This is a genomic window from Planococcus sp. APC 3906, assembly GCF_030407685.1.
Classification (GTDB): domain Bacteria; phylum Bacillota; class Bacilli; order Bacillales_A; family Planococcaceae; genus Planococcus; species Planococcus koreensis.
This window is the reverse complement of sequence record NZ_JASDCW010000025.1, coordinates 31,545-49,906: the sequence shown is the minus strand read 5'-3', so window position 1 is coordinate 49,906 and position 18,362 is coordinate 31,545. Positions and strand designations below refer to the sequence as shown.

16 protein-coding genes are annotated in these 18,362 nt (G+C 44.6%); 12 read left to right on the top strand and 4 right to left on the bottom strand.

Annotation, left to right across the window (positions count from 1 at the left end):
- The first annotated feature begins 132 nt into the window (after positions 1–132).
- Together QMA09_RS13555 and QMA09_RS13550 are read left to right on the top strand one after the other, a co-directional pair.
- Positions 133–1,323: a CDP-glycerol glycerophosphotransferase family protein gene (locus tag QMA09_RS13555; RefSeq protein ID WP_290213486.1), complete on the top strand. Its 1,191-nt coding sequence runs from the start codon at positions 133–135 to the stop codon at positions 1,321–1,323.
- A 236-nt stretch (positions 1,324–1,559) separates the two neighbouring features.
- Positions 1,560–2,561, top strand: a complete 1,002-nt coding sequence (locus tag QMA09_RS13550; protein ID WP_290213485.1) for a hypothetical protein — start codon at positions 1,560–1,562, stop codon at positions 2,559–2,561.
- A gap of 155 nt (positions 2,562–2,716) precedes the next feature.
- Here QMA09_RS13550 and QMA09_RS13545 read toward each other — a convergent pair whose 3' ends face one another.
- From QMA09_RS13545 to QMA09_RS13530, 4 genes are all read right to left on the bottom strand, one after another.
- Positions 2,717–3,127, bottom strand: coding sequence for a GIY-YIG nuclease family protein (locus QMA09_RS13545; RefSeq protein WP_158290565.1), 411 nt, complete (start codon positions 3,125–3,127; stop codon positions 2,717–2,719).
- Positions 3,128–3,428: 301 nt separating this feature from the next.
- Positions 3,429–4,157 (bottom strand): hypothetical protein, encoded by a 729-nt coding sequence (locus QMA09_RS13540; RefSeq protein ID WP_290213484.1) that lies wholly within the window; start codon positions 4,155–4,157, stop codon positions 3,429–3,431.
- Positions 4,158–4,644: 487 nt separating this feature from the next.
- Positions 4,645–5,301, bottom strand: a complete 657-nt coding sequence (locus QMA09_RS13535; RefSeq protein WP_135504004.1) for a class D sortase — start codon at positions 5,299–5,301, stop codon at positions 4,645–4,647.
- A 3-nt stretch (positions 5,302–5,304) separates the two neighbouring features.
- Positions 5,305–6,525 (bottom strand): processed acidic surface protein, encoded by a 1,221-nt coding sequence (locus QMA09_RS13530; protein WP_290213483.1) that lies wholly within the window; start codon positions 6,523–6,525, stop codon positions 5,305–5,307.
- A 304-nt stretch (positions 6,526–6,829) separates the two neighbouring features.
- Here QMA09_RS13530 and QMA09_RS13525 point away from each other — a divergent pair, with 304 nt between their 5' ends.
- The 10 genes from QMA09_RS13525 (at position 6,830) to QMA09_RS13480 (ending at position 18,355) form a co-directional block, all read left to right on the top strand.
- The gene (locus QMA09_RS13525) at positions 6,830–7,837 is read left to right on the top strand and encodes a lipid II:glycine glycyltransferase FemX (RefSeq protein ID WP_290213482.1); all 1,008 of its coding nucleotides are present in this window, start codon (positions 6,830–6,832) and stop codon (positions 7,835–7,837) included.
- Between the two features lie 308 nt (positions 7,838–8,145).
- Positions 8,146–9,153 carry a lipid II:glycine glycyltransferase FemX gene (locus QMA09_RS13520; protein WP_290213481.1) on the top strand — a complete coding sequence of 336 codons (1,008 nt, stop codon included), beginning with the start codon at positions 8,146–8,148 and terminating at the stop codon, positions 9,151–9,153.
- A 491-nt stretch (positions 9,154–9,644) separates the two neighbouring features.
- On the top strand, positions 9,645–11,159 hold the full coding sequence (murJ, locus tag QMA09_RS13515) for a murein biosynthesis integral membrane protein MurJ (RefSeq protein ID WP_290213480.1): 1,515 nt from the start codon (positions 9,645–9,647) through the stop codon (positions 11,157–11,159).
- Positions 11,160–11,210: 51 nt separating this feature from the next.
- Positions 11,211–12,491: a hypothetical protein gene (locus QMA09_RS13510; protein WP_290213479.1), complete on the top strand. Its 1,281-nt coding sequence runs from the start codon at positions 11,211–11,213 to the stop codon at positions 12,489–12,491.
- The gene (locus tag QMA09_RS13505; RefSeq protein WP_356779474.1) at positions 12,488–13,777 is read left to right on the top strand and encodes a nucleotide sugar dehydrogenase; all 1,290 of its coding nucleotides are present in this window, start codon (positions 12,488–12,490) and stop codon (positions 13,775–13,777) included. Before QMA09_RS13510 ends, QMA09_RS13505 begins: the two co-directional genes overlap by 4 nt.
- Positions 13,778–13,789: 12 nt before the next feature.
- Positions 13,790–14,458: a sugar transferase gene (locus tag QMA09_RS13500; protein WP_290213478.1), complete on the top strand. Its 669-nt coding sequence runs from the start codon at positions 13,790–13,792 to the stop codon at positions 14,456–14,458.
- A 37-nt stretch (positions 14,459–14,495) separates the two neighbouring features.
- Positions 14,496–15,674 (top strand): glycosyltransferase family 4 protein, encoded by a 1,179-nt coding sequence (locus QMA09_RS13495; protein WP_290213477.1) that lies wholly within the window; start codon positions 14,496–14,498, stop codon positions 15,672–15,674.
- A 37-nt stretch (positions 15,675–15,711) separates the two neighbouring features.
- Entirely contained in the window at positions 15,712–16,776 is a 1,065-nt protein-coding gene (locus tag QMA09_RS13490; protein ID WP_290213476.1) for a hypothetical protein, read from the top strand.
- A 38-nt stretch (positions 16,777–16,814) separates the two neighbouring features.
- Positions 16,815–17,993, top strand: a complete 1,179-nt coding sequence (locus tag QMA09_RS13485) for a glycosyltransferase family 4 protein (protein ID WP_290213475.1) — start codon at positions 16,815–16,817, stop codon at positions 17,991–17,993.
- A gap of 92 nt (positions 17,994–18,085) precedes the next feature.
- The gene (locus QMA09_RS13480; RefSeq protein ID WP_135503984.1) at positions 18,086–18,355 is read left to right on the top strand and encodes a YciI family protein; all 270 of its coding nucleotides are present in this window, start codon (positions 18,086–18,088) and stop codon (positions 18,353–18,355) included.
- Positions 18,356–18,362: the final 7 nt, after the last annotated feature.

The following is an 18,362-nucleotide window of genomic DNA, read 5'->3' as shown; positions in this document are numbered from 1 at the left end:
AATTTATATGGAAATAGTTTAACTTTCAAGTGGCGGACATTGATGTGAAGAGCGTGTCTGCGTTTGCGATGAAATGATTTCGCCAAGGGCATTGCTTAGAGAATGAGAAACAGGAAATAGCGAGGTAACTAAATGCTAGCGACAACAGTAAAGTCTCTGAAAAACAATCGATTTGTATTAAAGCTTTTCCGCACGGCCTTCGTGGTTCTGGGCAAGCTCCCGCGGAAAAAGAATTTGGTCATTTTTGAAAGCTTCCATGCGAAACAATATAGTGATAATCCGAGAGCGCTTTACGAATACATGAAAGAGCATTTTCCGGAATATCATCTTTTGTGGAGCGTTGACAAGAGTGCCACGCCATTATTCGACGAATTCAATGTGCCTTATATCCGGCGCTTTACACCCCAATGGTTCCTGACATTCCCGCGTGCCGGCTATTGGGTCAATAATGTGCGTTTGCCGCTTTGGATGCCGAAGCCATCAAAGACGGTCTACGTGCAGACTTGGCATGGCACGCCATTGAAGAAATTGGGCCTCGATATCGAAGAAGTCCATATGCCTGGTACTGATACAGACGCTTATAAGCGCAATTTTGTTGCAGAATCTGAGAAATGGGATTATTTGATTTCGCCAAATGCCTATTCAACAAGTATTTTCAAGCGGGCGTTCGCCTATAAGGGCAATGTCATCGAGTCAGGATACCCCAGAAACGATGTGCTCGCAAATCCCTCCGAAACTTTGAGCAGTACGATTAAGAAAAACCTTGGAATCCCAGGGGATAAGAAAGTCATGCTGTATGCCCCGACATGGAGGGACAACGAATTTTATAAAAAAGGGCAATATAAATTCGACTTCAAATTTGACCTGGAAGCCTGGAAAGAAAAATACGGCTCTGAATGGGTTTTATTATCAAGAATGCATTACCTTGTCGCTGAAAACTTCGATTTTTCAGCGCACGAAGGAATCGTCTATAACGTTTCGAATTATCCGGACATCCGCGATTTGTACCTGATTTCAGATTTGCTCATCACGGATTACTCTTCTGTTTTCTTCGATTACGCCATACTGGATCGGCCGATCATTTTCTTCATGTATGATTTGGAAACATACCGAGATCAGCTGAGAGGGTTCTATTTCGATATCGAAGCGGAAGCCCCGGGGCCAATCGTCCAAACTGAACAGCAATTATTCGATGCACTTGACAGGATTGCGGCATCGCCTGCGGAAATGAATGCAGCCGCTATCGCTTTCAAGGAAAAATTCAATTCTTTAGAGGATGGCCGCGCTGCCGACCGGGCAGTCCGGGCTTTCCTCCGAAAATAAATGCCGTATAAAAAGCCGCCATGCACAATGGCGGCTTTTTTGCGCGCTTAAACGTAAATATTATTACATATATGTAAATTGATATGGTTCAATTTAACCTCTCCTTAACGTTTCATCGCTAAAATGGCTTCAAATGAAATTTTTTAGGGGGTGAAAGGGGTCCGGATATGCCCGGCACTCTGACAAGCAGAAAGTGCCAACGATCATGCGGATATTGTAGAAGGGGAGGACATTTGATGATTTATTATTTCATCGCATCGAAAGGCATTCTCGGGGTAAAGACGAATATCAAAAATTTCACTTGGAGTTTTGGTACGGAAATGCCGCAAGCCACAAGGGAAGAATACGACAAATGCGCGGTCAGAATCAATGTCGTATTGGAGAATTTCAATGATGACGAGCAACTCAAGGGGATGGGGCGCTACCATTATTTCAACGGCAACCCAGGGGAAGACAAGATCTATTACACACGCAAACTCGCATTAAATCAAAAAATGAGGGTGAAAGCGGAAAACCTGCTGTCGGATGAAGCGAAAATCACTGTCAACAAAGCCTATTATAAATTCATCACGCACAGAATCATGAATCTCCATTCGGTCCATTACATCGTCACTGATCTTGCAGCGCTGTTGCTGCTGAAAAAGGGTTACGCTCCGATCCATTGTTCGGCATTTGAAAAAGATGGAAAAACTATTGCGATATTCGCGCCGCCAGACACCGGAAAAACATTGAGCGCAACAACTGCCTGTATGGAATACGGTGCACAGTTCATAGCGGAAGATATGGCGATAACGGATGGCCACAAAATTTATGCGGTTCCGTGGACCAATTCGTTTTGCCATTACTCAAAAAACAACGATAAAAAGGGCAGGGAAGCGTCATCGAAAAATGTGAAAAAGAAAGGCTTGATGACTGCTGAAGTGACCCATATTGCCATTCTGGAAAAAGGGGCGGATGAAGTATTGCAGCTGCCGGAAAGCGTTGCTGTCAGCAAATTGATGAACTTGAACAGATACGAATTCAATTTCCTCAGAGCGCCGTTATTGACAGCATACGAATTTTTTAATCCAGGCCTGATGATTGATGATGCAACTCGGGTAGAACTCGAAATATTGTCTGGGCTCAGCCGGAAAAGCGAGAAAGTTTTTTCCCTGAAAAAAGCCAATCCTACGCATTACGCTAAAACGCTTGTTCAGGAAATGGAGCAAGAAGATGTCTTTCACATCTCCATTGTTTAAACTCAACTCTCTCGGAGCGCATCTGCTTCTGGAGAGTTTTTTGCCTTTGCCTTAAAAGAAAAAATCATCAATGCACCCAAGATGCTTGATGAAGTAAAAGGGATATCAGTTGGAGGTGAGAACCGAAATGGCCGGTTCTGCCAGCCATATCACCATTATGTTGCATACCATTTCTTGTATTCCGGGTTCAAAGTATAGCACAGCATATGCTCTACAACTTCCCGGGTTTCAGGCTGTTCGATTTCAACCCAGTAAATTGAAATTGAGCGCGGGGCATCGTTTGCAGGAAATGCGGCTTCCTCTTCAGGGGAGGTCTTTTTGAGTTTAGCGAAATGGCGGCGGATCCGGTTGTAGATTGGAGCACCTTTTCCAATGTATAAAATCCGTTCATTGGAATCACTGAAAATATAGATGCCCTTGGCCATTCCCATATTTTTTTTGATCTTGTTGAGAAGTTGGATAGTTCCCGCATTATACGAGAAAGGCACATTTTCAATCGACTTCCATTTGTCTTTATCGAAAGCGTAATTCTCTTTGGACAATAAATCATTGATCTTTTCTCTCATCAGCATTTCCTCCTCACGTTATCCTGCGTTCAAAAGCCATATCAATTTCCTGGCTCTCAGAGCTGTGGGCATAATGCCTGCATCTACCACCAGCTCTTAATTTATAATAATACTTCTATTCTAACCAATAATTTTGAATTAAGCGATACTATTCAAAGAATTTGTAAAATTAAGTTTATTCAAGATCTTATACATCGATTTTAGGGGAGGAAAAACCTTAAAACCGCCGGCGCATGGAGATTCGGCGCGGCGGATTCTTATTCAATATACATTAAAGGGAATTTCAATTAAATGGGTACATTTACAAACCAGCCGTTTCTTTCAAGATATCACGGCGAAGTTTGTTCTTCTTGTTTTTGTATTCCTTATGCATAGACTCGACTATTTCCGTAGAATGCCCGTTCACTTTTAAATCATGTTCCATGATTTGCATGACCGCATTGAACACTTTGTCGGTCCGTTCTTCAAGTTTAGCGGCCGCGCCAGTGTATTTATTGTAAAAATATGGGTAGCTGATTTTCTGGTCATTGGCTTCCATTTCCAAGTATTCGCTTTTTGCGAGATTGATCAGGTTGTCCAAATTATCATAGGCTTGTTCTTCGATATTCGCTAAAGCAGGCTCGTACTGGTTTTTAATATCCTTCACTGAAGCTTTTGGCGTTTTTCCTTTGGCTGCTTTAGATTCAGCAGCTTTGCCGGAATTCCCGGACTCTCCTTTTTTTGCGGATGACTTAGCGTTTTCGCTAGTGGCAGAAGCAACCGCTCCATCACTGACTTGTGAGATGGGTAAGCTGCCGGCAACGTCGACTGTGGTGACTTTGCCGTCTGCGCCTGTAATGTGTCGGATCAAGTTGCCGTTTTTATCCAACACGATTTTCGAACCATCCGCAAGCTCAATGACGTATTCTTCTTTCGTCAGGATGTCGACTTCTGCATCTGATGTATTGTATTCCTTAAACTCAAACAAATAGGCCAGATAACCTCCCAGCAGCAATATTATAGCAGCGAACAGAAGCCCATACTTTTTCATTTCACCATCCTCCTTACATTATTTTCAATAAGAATCAATGAAACTTAATAAATATTTACCTTAATTAATTGAATATTAACACGATTAAAAATATTAAACAATACAATCCTTAGTAAAAAAGTTGCTGAAGATTCAAAAAGAATATCAGTAAGTTACATAAAAATACTGTTTTTTATCAAATACTGTTCATTTTAGTAGTAGTAACTGATATTCCGCCAACCCTCCTCAGGCCGCTATCGCTGCTTCCGTGGTCTCGGCTGTCTCGTCGCTAGCGCAGCGATGCAGAGACAGAGACAGGAGCAGTAAGGTTTTCTCTCGCTGTTTGGCTCCATATCAGCTGTTAAAATTGCATTGAGTGTTTGGGAAATTTCTTTGGCATAATTTATTGTGTGGGCGGGAAGAAGATATTTCATCAATTCTATAAAATAAAAAGACCACAAGCAGCTCGAATTTCTTGAGCTTGCTTGTGGTCTTTAAAATGCCTGCATCATTCAGAAGAAATGAGGTCAGCGACTAAAATATAGCGGTCGGGTGCGTAGCCGACAAAGTCGAACGGGTAGCACGTCGATACTGTGAGTGTGGCTCTGGGTTTCGGGACGATGACGGTGCGGTCATCTTCATCGACGATCCGGACTTGGCGGACTTTGTAGGTGAATTTGCCAGCTTCAGTAGTGACAACGAGCAAATCGCCTTTGCCGACTTCACCGAGTTCACGGAACACAGTGTCGCGGTGGCCAGACAGAACACTGTTATCGTCTTCGCCAGGAAGGACGCTGCCAGCGAAATGGCCGACGCCTTTTTCCAATTCTTCTTCGTCAGTTCCGTGGATGATCGGCAGCGTGGCTTCGAGTTTAGGAATGTACAAGTCGCCGATATTGTCGCCTTCCACAGGCTTTTCTTGATAAAGCGCCTTTGGTTTCAGCGTTTTCCCGGTACTTTTAGCTTCCGGCTCTTCAACGGCGGGTTCCGCTTGTGCGGAGTCGATGGCAGAATCGGCTTTATATAGAAGGTAGCCTTTTAGGAATGTTGAAGCATTTGTCGTGCTGAACCAAAGCCCGAAAACAATTAATGCGGTTGACAGGGAAAGAAGAATCAGGCGCTTGCCGCGCCCGATTCTTCTTTCTTCTTTCGACCTTTTTTTCATCGATTATAGTCCCATAGCTTTCGAACGGCGGAACAATGCAACTCCTGCGAGCGCGATAACCAATCCGATCAAAGCGTTTGGAAGGTAATCAGAAGCTGTTTTCGGAAGTTTTCCACCTTTGACGGTTTTCTTCACAGGTGCTGTCTCCGATTTTTTGCCTGGCGTTTTAACTGCAGGCGGAGCAGCTACAACTTTAGTTTCTTCTTTAACTTCTTCTTCAACTACTTTAATGTCTTCACCCGTTTCTTGGATGATGTCAGAACCGAACGAGTCGTTTGTCAAAATGAAGTCAGCTAGGAATGTACCTTGTGTGTTGTAAATTTCAACTAAGAGGTCATAGCCTTCAACTGTTTCAAGCGTTATTAATGTGCCCAATGTGACTGGCAACTTTTCTGAGCCTTTTACCAAGTAATATTTAGCATCCAAGTTCATCAAATTAAGCGCATCTGTGTAAATTGCGATCAATTCTGAGATCTGAGCCGCCGTCAATTCATCTGCTGATTCGAATTCCTCGATCATCATCATGCGGTCAGCAAGTGCTTCAGCTCTTTCTTGGAAAGCAGGATCTTCAAAATCAAGAGTTTCTAAGTGAGCTTCTAATCTTTCCAATTCTTCTAAAGTCAATCCTAGTTCTGTAAACATTCCTTCGATATCGACTTCAATGTCGTATTCATCACCATAGCCATAAATGTAATCATCTAAAGCGTACTCGAGGTCTTCGATGAATTCGTAGTTTTCAATTGAATCGCCTTGCTCATTTAAGAAGCTTTCCAGTTCTTCTTTGGATTCGAATTCGTAGTATTCAAGGAGCTCCTGCAGATTATCATCTGTAATCGCAGTGCCGCCATTCACATAGAAATTGATGCCATCTGAAAGCTCTTCAATGAACAAATACCATTCCGTATCCAGGACATCCTGTCCTTCTTCAATGTCTCCATTTTCGATCAACAGTGCATTCAATTCGCTGCGGCTCATTTCGAAATCCGTAAGAACGGATTGAAGCGTTTCTTCAGTGATTGGCAGCCCCAATTCCTCTGCAGACTCAAAATCTTCCAAAGAATAGCCTTTGCTTTCCAAATAATCTATGTAGGCCGATTTTTCCCACTGGATTTCCTTTAGAAATTCATCAAAACCTTTGTCGTTTGCTTCCATTGCGAAAGCGGATGCAGGCAAAAATCCAAACATTAATGCAGCTGATAGAATCAGTAAAAACAAGCGTTTCATCCCTTACCTCCTAGGTAAATATTGTAATATCTAGAATAGTATAAGCATAAGTAGAGGCTTATAAAATAGGTATTATTAACTATTAAGATTTTATTTTATGTATTTTTTGAAGAATAAAGTTTCTTCAATGAAATCTCTTATCTTTTTAGCTTATTTTTTTCACCAACTCGATTTATTTATATGAAATGAAAAATAAAATGTAGCACTTTCTGGCTGGAAGGAATATACTAATGAAAAAATTAATATTTCAGACATTTCATTTTTTCAAGTACTGCATTCCATTAGAGAAAGAAGAGAGAGAATCATGAAAGATATTTATTTTGATGATCGTTATGGAAAGCTATTCGAAGAGATGGAGAACGGGGAAGCGGGGATGTTCAACTTTGAGCATCCACTCGGCCGTGTCCAGCACCTATTTATCAAACGGCAAATACCGATTGCTTTGAATGGCGAGCATTATTTCGACCTGGTCACGCCTTACGGGTATGGGGGGCCTTTGATTGTTGAAGGCAGCAAGGATTCCAGGCTTGAACTGGCCGCTGAGTTCGAAAAAGCTTTCAAAGACTATTGCCTTTCCCATAAAATCGTTTCAGAATTTATTCGTTTCCACCCGCTTGCTGGCAACGCCGCCGATTTTGAAGAGGCATTCGAAGTGATGTATATGCGGGAAACCGTATGCACCAATTTAAAAGAAAGGGATGCATCGTTTGATGGTGAATTTTCAAGGTCAGCGCGTAAAAACATTCGCCAAGCATTGAAAGCAGGAGTGGAGTACAAGGTGACGTTGAATCCGGCTAGCCTGGACGCATTCAAAGAAATCTACAGCGAAACGATGGCAAGGAACCACGCTGATTCGTTCTACTATTTCGAGGATGCCTATTTTAAAAAATTGATGGAACTTTTCGGAGAAAATCTGCTTTTGGTCGAAGCAAGATTTGAAGGCAAAGTAATTGGCGCAGGATTGAATTTTGTTTATGGAAACTTGGCGCATACCCATCTGTCCGGCACCTTGTCGGAGTATAACCATCTTTCTCCGGCCTCTGTCATTTACCATGCTTTAGCGGAATGGGGCAAAGAAAACGGCGTGGATGTGATCCATGCTGGAGGGGGGCGTACAAATAGCCCCGACGATAAATTGTACTTATTCAAAAAACAATTCGGCAAAGAAAGTGACTGCCATTTTTACATTGGAAAGAAAATCTGGAATCCCTTAGTTTATGACGCTTTATGCGAAGTTTCAGGAACTGTTGATGAAGTCCATTTTTTCCCGGCCTACCGGGCGAAACAAGTGAAGCAAACTGAAAATGTCTAACGAAAAAGTCCGCACAGTGGAACGATGCTGTGTGGACTTTTTCTATAATAAAGCCTTTTTTGGTGAGGAAAATCTAAACATTAATGGGTAACTGAAATTTTGCAGACACAAATTTAATAAAATCCCGCATTTTTTCGATTATCCCTAGAACTTTTGTCGCAAGCGATGTATAATTGATTTGTATATAATCTGATAATTCTAATAATACATATATTGTATTTTATGGTGAATTATCCAACAAGTTTCTGAAGAGTCAGCAAATCAGGCAAATATTCAAGCGAATTCATTACATGAATGGAGTTGAGAATTTGAGAGATTTATACTTTGATGAAAATTATGGGCGGTTGTACGAGGAGATTGAAAACGGAACATGCGAAGTATACCAGTTCCATCATCCACTCGGAACTATACGGCACATGTTCATTAAACGTGAGATCCCTATAAAACTGAACGGCAGGACTTATTATGATATTGTAACGCCTTATGGCTATGGCGGTCCGTTGATTGAGGAATGCAGCCAGGATGATAAGAAAATATTGGTGGAGGAATTCAAGGAAGCTTTTCAGCAATATTGTGAAGAGCATGACATTGTCAGCGAATTCATCCGTTTCCAGCCGGTCATCAACAACGCGCAAGATTTCGAAACTTGCTACGATGTGGTTTATATCCGCAATACTGTAGGCACCAATTTGAAAGAATATGACGATCCGGTGCAAAAGGAATTTTCCAAATCAACGCGCAAGAATATCAGGAAAGCCCTGGAAGCCGGAGTGGAGTTCAATGTAATTATGGGTCCGGATGATTTCAAAGAGTTCAAAGATATTTACCATGAAACAATGGCCCGCAATCAAGCGGACACGTATTATTATTTTGATGATGTCTATTTCGAAAGGCTCATTGATTATTTTGGCGAAAATATGCTGTTGGTGGAAGCTGTATATGAAGGGCAGACTATCGGAATGGGCTTGAATTTTGTCTACGACAACATGATCCATACCCATCTTTCTGGAACACTCAATGATTTTCGCCACTTGTCCCCGGCATACATTCTCCAATACGCACTGGTTGTTTGGGGCAAAGAAAACGGTGTCGATCTGATCCATGACGGCGGGGGACGGACCAATAGCCTGGATGACAAGCTTTATCTCTTCAAAAAACAATTCGGGAAGAATACGGGCTTTAAATTTTATATCGGCAAAAAAATATGGCATCCAGAAATATACAAAGAATTATGCGAAGCTGTGGATGTGGAGGCGGATCTGGAATATTTCCCAGCTTACAGGGCAAGGCCGTTGAAAGAAACAGAGAACGTCTGAATTGAATCATACAAAAACAATAGGGGCAGCCCCCAAAACGCCAGTAAGCATAGCGTTTTGGGGGCTGCTTTTTTGTGTGTCCAAAACAGCAAGGAGGAACTACATTCGATCATTTGATTTTAAGATGGTTGAAAAAATTATTCATTTCTGAGGGCTGCCGCGGCAAGAAGCAAGGCAAAGCTAAGAGACAGCTGTTACTTTTCGGTACATTGCCAATGCCTTGCACAGAGCGGTCCGAACGGCATCTAAATGCAAGTTTTCTATTGCGGCATTCATGGTGAACTCGCCGCTCCATATAAAATCTAGCGCTAATCACTCAATAATTTCCAAGTATTTTAAATATTAAATCAGTTTAACCTACTTTTAACCTAAGCGCTTTAGTATAAAGCTCAATAATAGTGGCGGAAGAGGGGAGATAGTCATATGTTACGCCGCAGATACAGATGGATAGCAAGCATGACAGAATACACAAGCAAGCGAGGGAGAAAATCATGGAGAAAACCGTCATTGCACTAATGGCTGTAATCATAGCGACGAAAGTGCTTGGCTTTTCAAGGGACATTTCCCTTTCGTATTTTTATGGTGCAGACGGGCTGACTGATGCTTACTTGATATCCCAGACAATACCTTCCGTTCTTTTTTCCTTTGTCGGCATGGGGATAGCAGCAAGCTTCATACCTATTTTCACTAAGATCAACGAAAATGAGGGGCCGGAATACGCACAGCGCTTCACAGCCAACTTAACGAATATCGTCCTTTTGCTGTCCACCGTTCTGGTGATTGCGATGCAGCTCTTTCCAGTACAAATCGTGAAAATCTTTGCCAGCGGCTTTGAAGGGGAAACGCTTAAGATCGCCTCGGATTTCACGAGAATTTCCGCTTTCAGCATTTATTTTACCGCACTCGTTTATATCTTCAATAGTTACTTGGAAGTGAACAGACGCTTTCTGGCAACTGTGCTCAGCGGGCTGCCATTGAATCTGCTGATCATCTTCTTCATCTACCTCAGCTTTGAAGTGAACTTCTATCTGCTGTCGATCGGATCAGTGGTCGCGGTAGTGGTGCAATTCCTCTTCCTCTTGCCGTCAATCCGTAAAACAGGATACCGGCACAAACTGACAGCGGCTCCAATGGAGAAGAATATCCAAAAGATGCTGCTGCTGGCTATTCCGGTGATTGTCGGAGTTTCTGCGGATCAGATCAATGTTTTAGTAGATAAGACATTGGCTTCTCAGATTTCCGAAGGGGGCATTTCTGCACTGACTTATTCCCACCGGATTGTTTTCTTCATACAAGCAATTTTTGTGACGGCAATTGTCACTGTAATGTTCCCTAAGATTTCCAAATTAGCAGTAAATAACAATATCGCCCATTTAAAAGATATTGTCGGAAAAATCGTTACAACGGTCGCGCTGCTCGTCATTCCAGCGACTGTGGGATTGATGATTTTCTCCGAGCAAGTGACGGAGATGTTGTTCGGCCGCGGCGCGTTTACAGACGATGCAGTTGTTATGACATCCGGCGCGCTCTTCTTCTACACGATCGGCATGTTGGGCTTCGGCCTGAGGGAAGTGCTGGCGAAAGTCTTTTACTCGCTGGAAGATTCCAAGACGCCGATGATCAGTGCGGTCGGAGCGATGTTCTTGAATGTCGTATTGAACATCGTGTTGTCGCGGTTCATGGGAATCAACGGGTTGGCGCTCGCGACCAGCATTTCGGCATTGGCGACAACCGCCGTTCTATACATTTCATTGGTCCGGAAAGTCGGCTCGATGAATACGAAGAAAATCTTGTTGGACATATCGAAAGCCGTTTTCGCAGCAGCGGTCATGGGAGTCGCTGCAAAAAGCGTGTTCACGTATCTCGATAGTCCGCAGACAGAACTGCTGGCGCTAGCGGGAGGCATCATTTCCGGTGCTTTGGTCTACGGGCTGATGCTTTGGCTGCTTCAGCTCAGTGATCTCGCCTATTACAAAGCGAGGTTAGCGGCGTTAGCGAAGCGTTAGGGATTTATTAAAACAAAAATAGGCAAGAATATTCCAGGGGGTGCTTGAATCATGCTCTTCGTGTTAGCTTTTTTCATTTTAGAAGTGTTAATCACTTTTTTGCTCAAAGACTATATCGTTCTTGGTCCTGGCTACGGCATGATGATGCTGTTTGCCAGCATCGCGGCGATTTCGCTGTATTTGTACCGGACGCTTGAAAAAGAATGGCTGATGCTGATCTTTGCAGGTTTTGTCATCAGGGTGCTGGTGCTGTTCATCGATTTATATGTACCTTCAATCCAAATCTTCTCCAGTGGAACTGACACGGAATATTTCCATGAAATCTCGTTGCTGATCGCGAATGGCATGTTCCCGCTGGAAGACGGTGCAACCAATTACGTTCCTTTCTTATCAGCCATCTATTACATGGTCGGTGACCAAAGGCCCTTTGCTCAATTCCTCAACGTGGCATTTTGGGTCTTCGCGGCTGTCTACTTGATGAAAGCTTTGATCCATCTTGAAATCGACAAAAAATTGATTTTCATCGCGCTGCTGATTTTCACAGTTATGCCGAACAGCATATTCATGTCCAGCATCCTGCTGCGTGAGTCCATCATCATTTTCCTGATCACAGTTTCGCTTTATCATTTCGTACGTTGGTTCGCCGATGGTACATTCCCGAACTTCATCATGGCGGTTTTGTTGGCCCTAGGATCGATGATGTTCCATTCCGGCATGATCGGTTTTGTTATCGCCTACGTTCTGGCATTCATGTTCCTTAGCGCGAGCGGATCGAAAAAGGTCACGCAAAATGCACTCTTCCTCATGCTGCTGGTCGTCATGGCCGCGATCATGATCCAGAATTCGGAACTTTTCCTCAGTAAGTTCATGGGGCCTGAAGGAACAGCAGTTTCTGCTCTGGAAATTTCAGGGCGTGGAGGATCGATGTACTTGTCCAGTTTAAACGGCTTGACGGGCATCGTGGCTTTGCTGGTAGCGCCGCTTAAAATGTTTTACTTCATGTTCTCACCGATTCCGCTGGATTGGCGGGGCTTTGGCGATATAGCGAGCTTCATGTTCGATTCATCGATTTACGTTTTCCTGGTGGGAGCAACGATTTACGGTCTATTCAAAAGCGATATGCCGCTGCGCAATAAAATATTCATCCTGCTGTTCCTCGGCATCACCGTTCTGGTTTATTCATACGGGACCCAGAGTGCGGGAACGGCCATGCGCCACCGCAATAAAATCATTCCATTGCTGCTGATCACCTTTGCTATTGCCAACAGCAAACAATTGCTGAAAATAGCCGGCAGCCGTTTCCGGAAGTCTGAAGGGGAGAAAGCGGCATGATGAACGATAAATTGACTATTGCAGTTGTGGGCCTCGGGCATGTTGGATTGCCCTTGGCAATGGCTTTCGCCAAGAAATACAGTGTGATCGGCTACGACAGCAATAGAATCCGCATCAACCAGCTGCTTGAAGGAAAGGACAAAACGGGTCAAGTTAACGCGCAGCAGCTTGCGGAGTCCGGCATTGATTTCACTTCTGACCCATCCTCTTTGACTGCCGCCGGCTTTATCATGATCGCTGTCGCTACGCCGATCGACTCAGCGGACCAACCAGACTTAAGCCAATTGCTTGAAGCTTGCAGCATTGTTGGAAGGTACATGAAAAAAGGGGCTGTCATCGTCTTTGAATCGACAGTTTACCCAGGAGCCACTGAAGAAGAATGCATCCCGAAGCTGGAGGAGTATTCCAGCCTGGAAAGCGGCGTTGAGTTTTTTGTCGGCTATTCCCCTGAACGCTTTAACCCTGGAGAACGGAAGCTTCCCATCACCAAGATCAAGAAAGTGGTAGCCGGCCAAAACGAAGCGGTCCTCGATTACGTTGCAGAAATCTACGGCAGCGTTATGGATGCCGGTATTTTCAAAGCAAAGTCAATCCGTGTGGCTGAGGCTGCGAAAGTCATTGAAAACACCCAGCAAGACGTCAATATCGCCTTGATCAATGAATTTTCCTTGATATTCAATCATCTGGGAATCGATACAGGCGCTGTGCTGGAAACGGCTGGCACCAAAAAAAGCTTTTTGAAATTTACGCCAGGGCTCGCGGGCGGGCCGAGGCTCGGAATTGATTCGCATTATTTGGCCCATAAAGCCCGTGCAGCGGGCTATGAGCCGGAAATCATTCTTGCCGGCCGAAAAGTGAACGACGGGATGGGGCATTATATCGCCCGGACCGTAGCCAAACGGTTGATCCAGCGCAATCTGCCTTCCCGCGGCACGCGCGTCACTGTTCTCGGAATCACCTATAAGGAAGATGTCCAAGACCTGCGGAATTCAAAGATCATTGATGTTATTGAAGAATTGCACGATTACGGTTTTGAAGTCCAGACGTCCGATTGCTGTGCGGATCCCCAAGACGCAGACCGGAAATATGGTGTCATGCTGACGCCGGAACATGAACTGCTGCCGGCATCTGCCGTTATATTGGCCATGCCTCATAAACAATACAAAGAAGCAGGCTGGAAGCTGATCCAGCCGCTATTGGATAAACAAGGTGGCATGGTTTTTGATGTCAAAGGCGTTTTGGAGCAGCAAAGCAAACCTGAGAACGTTGAATTATGGAGATTATAGGGAGGAATTTACATGACTCTTGGAACGGTAGATCCGGTAAAGAGGAAAAACAAAGTGACGGGCTCTATCAAGCGGGCTTTTGAATTTATCGCTGCACTGCTGATGCTGGTAGTGCTGTCGCCGTTATTTCTGGTAATTGCGATCCTTGTCAAATCAGAATCGAAAGGCCCCGTCTTTTTCACACAAATGCGCGGGGGCAAGGACAATGTCCATTTTCTGATTTATAAGTTCCGGACAATGGCGGACGATGATTCGCTGCGCGATGACACAATCCACGTTTTGGAAACAGATAGCCGCATCACGAAAGTGGGTTATTACCTCCGCAAAATGAGCTTGGATGAATTGCCGCAATTGATCAATATCGTCAAAGGCGACATGTCTTTCGTCGGTCCAAGGCCCACTCTGACTTCCCAGACGGATAGCTACACGCCGTATCAAATGCAAAGGCTCCTTGTAAAACCGGGAGTGACTGGCTGGGCGCAGGTAAGAGGCCGGAATTCACTGAGCTGGAATGAAAAAATCGAGCTGGATCTCGAGTATATCGAACGGCAGAGCCTGCGATTCGATTTTTATATCCTGTTGCAGACAGTGCAGAAAGTATTTAACTCCGAAGGTGTTTTCAGGGATGAAAGCAAACAAACGGAAGCGAAAAAGAAAAATCAGGATGCCCGTGACAACTGACGGATGGAGCCGGGGCAGAAATAAGGGGAGATTCCATATGGCGGTAAAAGTGATACATGCGGTGACGATTCCGGAAAGCTTAGTTTTTCTTCAAGGGCAATTGAAATATTTGAATAGCCGCGGCTACGAAGCCAAAGCCTTGAGTTCGAAAGGCAAATACGCCCAAGAATTCGAATTCACTGAAGAAACGCAGGTTCTGCTGCTGGACATGGAGCGGGAAATTTCGCTGGCAAAAGATTTCAGGGCATTGATCCGATGCATCCGGATCCTGCGCAGCGAAAAGCCGGATATCGTCAATGCCAGCACTCCCAAAGCAGGTCTGGTTGTTACGCTTGCAGCTTTGATATGCGGTGTGCCGATCCGGGTCTACAATATGCGGGGGCTGAGGCTGGAAACCACCAGCGGCCTGAAGCGTAGAATTTTGCTTGCGGCTGAAAAAGTTTCTGCAGGGGCAGCGACCCATTGCCTGGCTGTTTCAAACAGCCTCCGAGACCAAGTCATCGATTTCAAAATCGCAGACAGCCGTAAAATTTCAGTGCTCGGCAAAGGGAGCGGGGATGGCTTTGATGTCGGACGTTTCCGGCTGGACAACGAAAAACAACAGCAAATCGCTGAGTTGAAAGCGGCATATGGTTTCGGCCCGGACGATCTGGTGCTCGGGTTTGCCGGTCGTTTGACAAACGATAAAGGCATCACGGAACTTGTTGCTGTTTTTGAGCAATTGGCAAGTAAATATGAAAACCTGAAGCTGTTGATCGTAGGGAATTATGAATCTACGGATCCTGTTGATGAAGAAACCAAATCGAAAATCGAAGGCCATCCGGGCATCACATTTACGGGCTTTCAAAAAGACCCAGTGCCTTTTTTCCATATGATGGACGTCTTCGTTTTCTTGACCAAACGGGAAGGATTCGGCAATGTTTCGATTGAAGCGGCGCTTTGCGGGGTACCCGTAATCGTTTCCGATGTCACGGGGGCAAAAGACACGATCGTCGACGGGCGAAACGGATTTTTAGTGGAATGTGAAAATCAGCAAGATATTGCCGAGAAATTGGAACTGCTTATTCTGGCTCCGGAGATGCGCGCACGAATGGGGGAATTCGGGCAGCGCTGGGCAGCTGAGAATTTCAGCAATGCCACGATTTGGAATGAGCTGGATGGGTTTTATCAACAATGCCTCGCGGAGCGCATGCGCCCAGCAAGGCAAATATTGTGAAAAAGTAGACTTTATGCGGATAAGAGGGGGAATTTGAGTGATGCATTATTATATTGCAGCTAAAGGGCTGCTAGCCATCAAAACCAATGCTAAAGACTTTAAATGGTCGTTTGGCCACAATATGCCGGAAGCGTCCCAAGAGGAGTACGAACAATGTGAAGTCAAGCTGCATCTGGCAATCGAAGATTTTAATGAAGACGAAGGTTTGGAAAAACTGGGAAAATACCATTATTTCAATGGCGATCCGGGGGCTGGGGTAATTTACTATACCCGCAATTTTGCTATGCGGATGAAGCTCAGGATCAAAGCGGAAAATCTATTGTCAGAAGAACCGAAAATCACGTTTAATCCGAATTACTATAAATTCATCACGCACCGGATCATGAATCTCCATTCGGTCGGCTATATCCTGACCGACTTGGCCACATTGCTGTTATTGAAAAAAGGTTACGCGCCAATTCATTGTTCAGCATTTAAAAAAGGCAATGCGGCTGTGGCCGTATTCGCGCCGCCAAGCACTGGCAAAACCTTAAGCAGCATGATGGCGTGCATGGACCATGGCGCACAGTTTATCGCTGAAGACCTGGCCATCACCGACGGCAAAAAAATCTATTCAGTGCCTTGGACAAGTACGTTCCGGTTCTATTCCAATATGGAGCAAAGCACTGCATCGAAAATGAAAAATAAGGCCGTTAAAATATTGCCGCCTCTTGAATATATCTCTTTCTCCAAGGCGAAGCCTGTAACGGATTACGTGGATACAGGGTCTATCCTTGATGAGGAAATTGTCACTCATGTCGCCATCTTGGAGAGAGGTGTCGATGAGGTCGCCATCCAAGATGATGCAGAGGCGGTGCGGAAAATGCTGAATTTGAACCGCAATGCTTTTCATTATTTGAAATCGCCATTTTTAACTGCGTATGAGTTTTTTAACCCGGAGCTGGATATCGAGCATGCCGCAGCGCAGGAAAAAGCGATCTTGACAGAACTGATCAGCAATAGTGAGAAAGTGTTCTCATTGAAGGCGGAAAACCCCACAGATTATGCCCACATCTTAGTCGAACAGATTCAGGCGCCTGCACTGAAATTGGGAAGCATCTGAAAAAAGAGATTGATTACATTTGGAGAGGCGGGGGGAATATGGCGGGCAAGGTGATCCATGCTGTAACTGTAGCGCAGACCTTGAAGTTGATGAAGGGTCAGCTGACTTATTTAGAAGACAAGGGGTATGAGACAAAAGCGTTAAGTTCCAAAGGGGATTACATCAAAGATTATGAACAGGCGGAAGGCGTCAAGGTACTGAATGTGGAAATGGAGAGGGAAATCTCCCTTCTGAAAGATTTATCCTCATTGATTGCGTGTGTGAAGCTGTTCTATAAAGAAAAGCCCGACATCGTCAATGCAGGCACTCCAAAAGCAGCATTGATCGCGATGCTTGCGGCTTTTATAACCGGAGTGCCAATTCGGATTTATAATGTGCTTGGGTTGAGGCTGGAGACGACAACAGGGCTGAAAAAATTGATCTTGCTGACGGCCGAGAAAATTACAGCGACAGCCGCGACGCATATTTTATCCGTTTCGCCAAGCCTATCAGAGCAATTGGTCTCCTACGGGATTGCTGCGCCTGAAAAAATCAGAGTTTTAGGGAATGGCAGCCTCAACGGCTTTAACCTGGCAGATTTTGAATTGGATGATGAGCGGCGAATAAAAACCGATTCCCTCAAAAAAGAACTTGGCCTGTCAAAAGATCATCTCGTGGTTGGCTTCATGGGCCGCATTACAAGAGACAAAGGTGTCGAGGAAACTGTTGCAGCGTTTCTGGGCTTGAGTCACAGATACCCGCAGCTCCGGCTGTTGGTGGTGGGAGATTTTGAAGAGGGTGATCCGATTGGGGAGACTACGAAACAGGAAATCCTCAACAATCCGTCCATCGTCCATGTCCCTTACCAGAAAGATCCGATTCCATATTTCTATATGATGGATATTTTTCTCTTCCTGACGAAAAGGGAAGGGTTCGGCAATGTTTCGATTGAAGCATCGCTTGCCGGAAAACCCGTTATTGTGAGTGATGTGACAGGAGCGCGAGACACAGTCAGTGATTGGGAAACGGGTTTATTGGTGAATCCCCAAAATGGTGCAGAAGTTATCAATAGGCTGGAACTTCTCATCAATGACAAAGCTTTGCGTCAGCGGCTTGGCGCGAACGGCAAAGTCCATGCTGAAGCCAATTACAGCAATGAAGCGATTTGGATGGAATTGGAACATTTCTACCACGAGTTGCTGCTCCAGCAAACGGGAGCCTTACAGCGGATAATTTAATTGGGGATGGATTTAAAGCGCTGCGATGGCATTTTCCAAGGGAAAAATTGTATGATAAATGAGATGGACTGTTTAATTGAAAGGAGGATTCCATGAAGTATTTTGCTGTGCTGCTGCCGATGGCTGATAAAGAAAAAAGCGCGCTGTACCGCCCGGATCACTTGGCGTTTCTTGAGAAGATGAGGGATGAAGGGCATGTCCGCGTCAATGGCAAATTCACGGACGGATCTGGCGGACTGGTAATTTACCGGGCAGATTCCTATGAACAATGCGAGGAGTTTGTTAAACAAGACCCTTTTATCGTGGAAGGGGCAAGAGATTACGAAATTATCGAATGGGAAGCAGTGTGGAACGAGGATTAGGGTAATT

Excerpts from the sequence above, each read along its gene's own strand:
- QMA09_RS13500 (WP_290213478.1), top strand. The coding sequence starts at position 13,790 with ATGACTCTTGGAACGGTAGATCCGGTAAAGAGGAAAAACAAAGTGACG.
- QMA09_RS13480 (WP_135503984.1), top strand. The coding sequence starts at position 18,086 with ATGAAGTATTTTGCTGTGCTGCTGCCGATGGCTGATAAAGAAAAAAGC.
- murJ (WP_290213480.1), top strand. The coding sequence starts at position 9,645 with ATGGAGAAAACCGTCATTGCACTAATGGCTGTAATCATAGCGACGAAA.
- QMA09_RS13510 (WP_290213479.1), top strand. The coding sequence starts at position 11,211 with ATGCTCTTCGTGTTAGCTTTTTTCATTTTAGAAGTGTTAATCACTTTT.
- QMA09_RS13540 (WP_290213484.1), bottom strand. The coding sequence starts at position 4,157 with ATGAAAAAGTATGGGCTTCTGTTCGCTGCTATAATATTGCTGCTGGGA.
- QMA09_RS13555 (WP_290213486.1), top strand. The coding sequence starts at position 133 with ATGCTAGCGACAACAGTAAAGTCTCTGAAAAACAATCGATTTGTATTA.
- QMA09_RS13505 (WP_356779474.1), top strand. The coding sequence starts at position 12,488 with ATGATGAACGATAAATTGACTATTGCAGTTGTGGGCCTCGGGCATGTT.
- QMA09_RS13545 (WP_158290565.1), bottom strand. The coding sequence starts at position 3,127 with ATGAGAGAAAAGATCAATGATTTATTGTCCAAAGAGAATTACGCTTTC.
- QMA09_RS13485 (WP_290213475.1), top strand. The coding sequence starts at position 16,815 with ATGGCGGGCAAGGTGATCCATGCTGTAACTGTAGCGCAGACCTTGAAG.
- QMA09_RS13550 (WP_290213485.1), top strand. The coding sequence starts at position 1,560 with ATGATTTATTATTTCATCGCATCGAAAGGCATTCTCGGGGTAAAGACG.
- QMA09_RS13495 (WP_290213477.1), top strand. The coding sequence starts at position 14,496 with ATGGCGGTAAAAGTGATACATGCGGTGACGATTCCGGAAAGCTTAGTT.
- QMA09_RS13530 (WP_290213483.1), bottom strand. The coding sequence starts at position 6,525 with ATGAAACGCTTGTTTTTACTGATTCTATCAGCTGCATTAATGTTTGGA.
- QMA09_RS13525 (WP_290213482.1), top strand. The coding sequence starts at position 6,830 with ATGAAAGATATTTATTTTGATGATCGTTATGGAAAGCTATTCGAAGAG.
- QMA09_RS13535 (WP_135504004.1), bottom strand. The coding sequence starts at position 5,301 with ATGAAAAAAAGGTCGAAAGAAGAAAGAAGAATCGGGCGCGGCAAGCGC.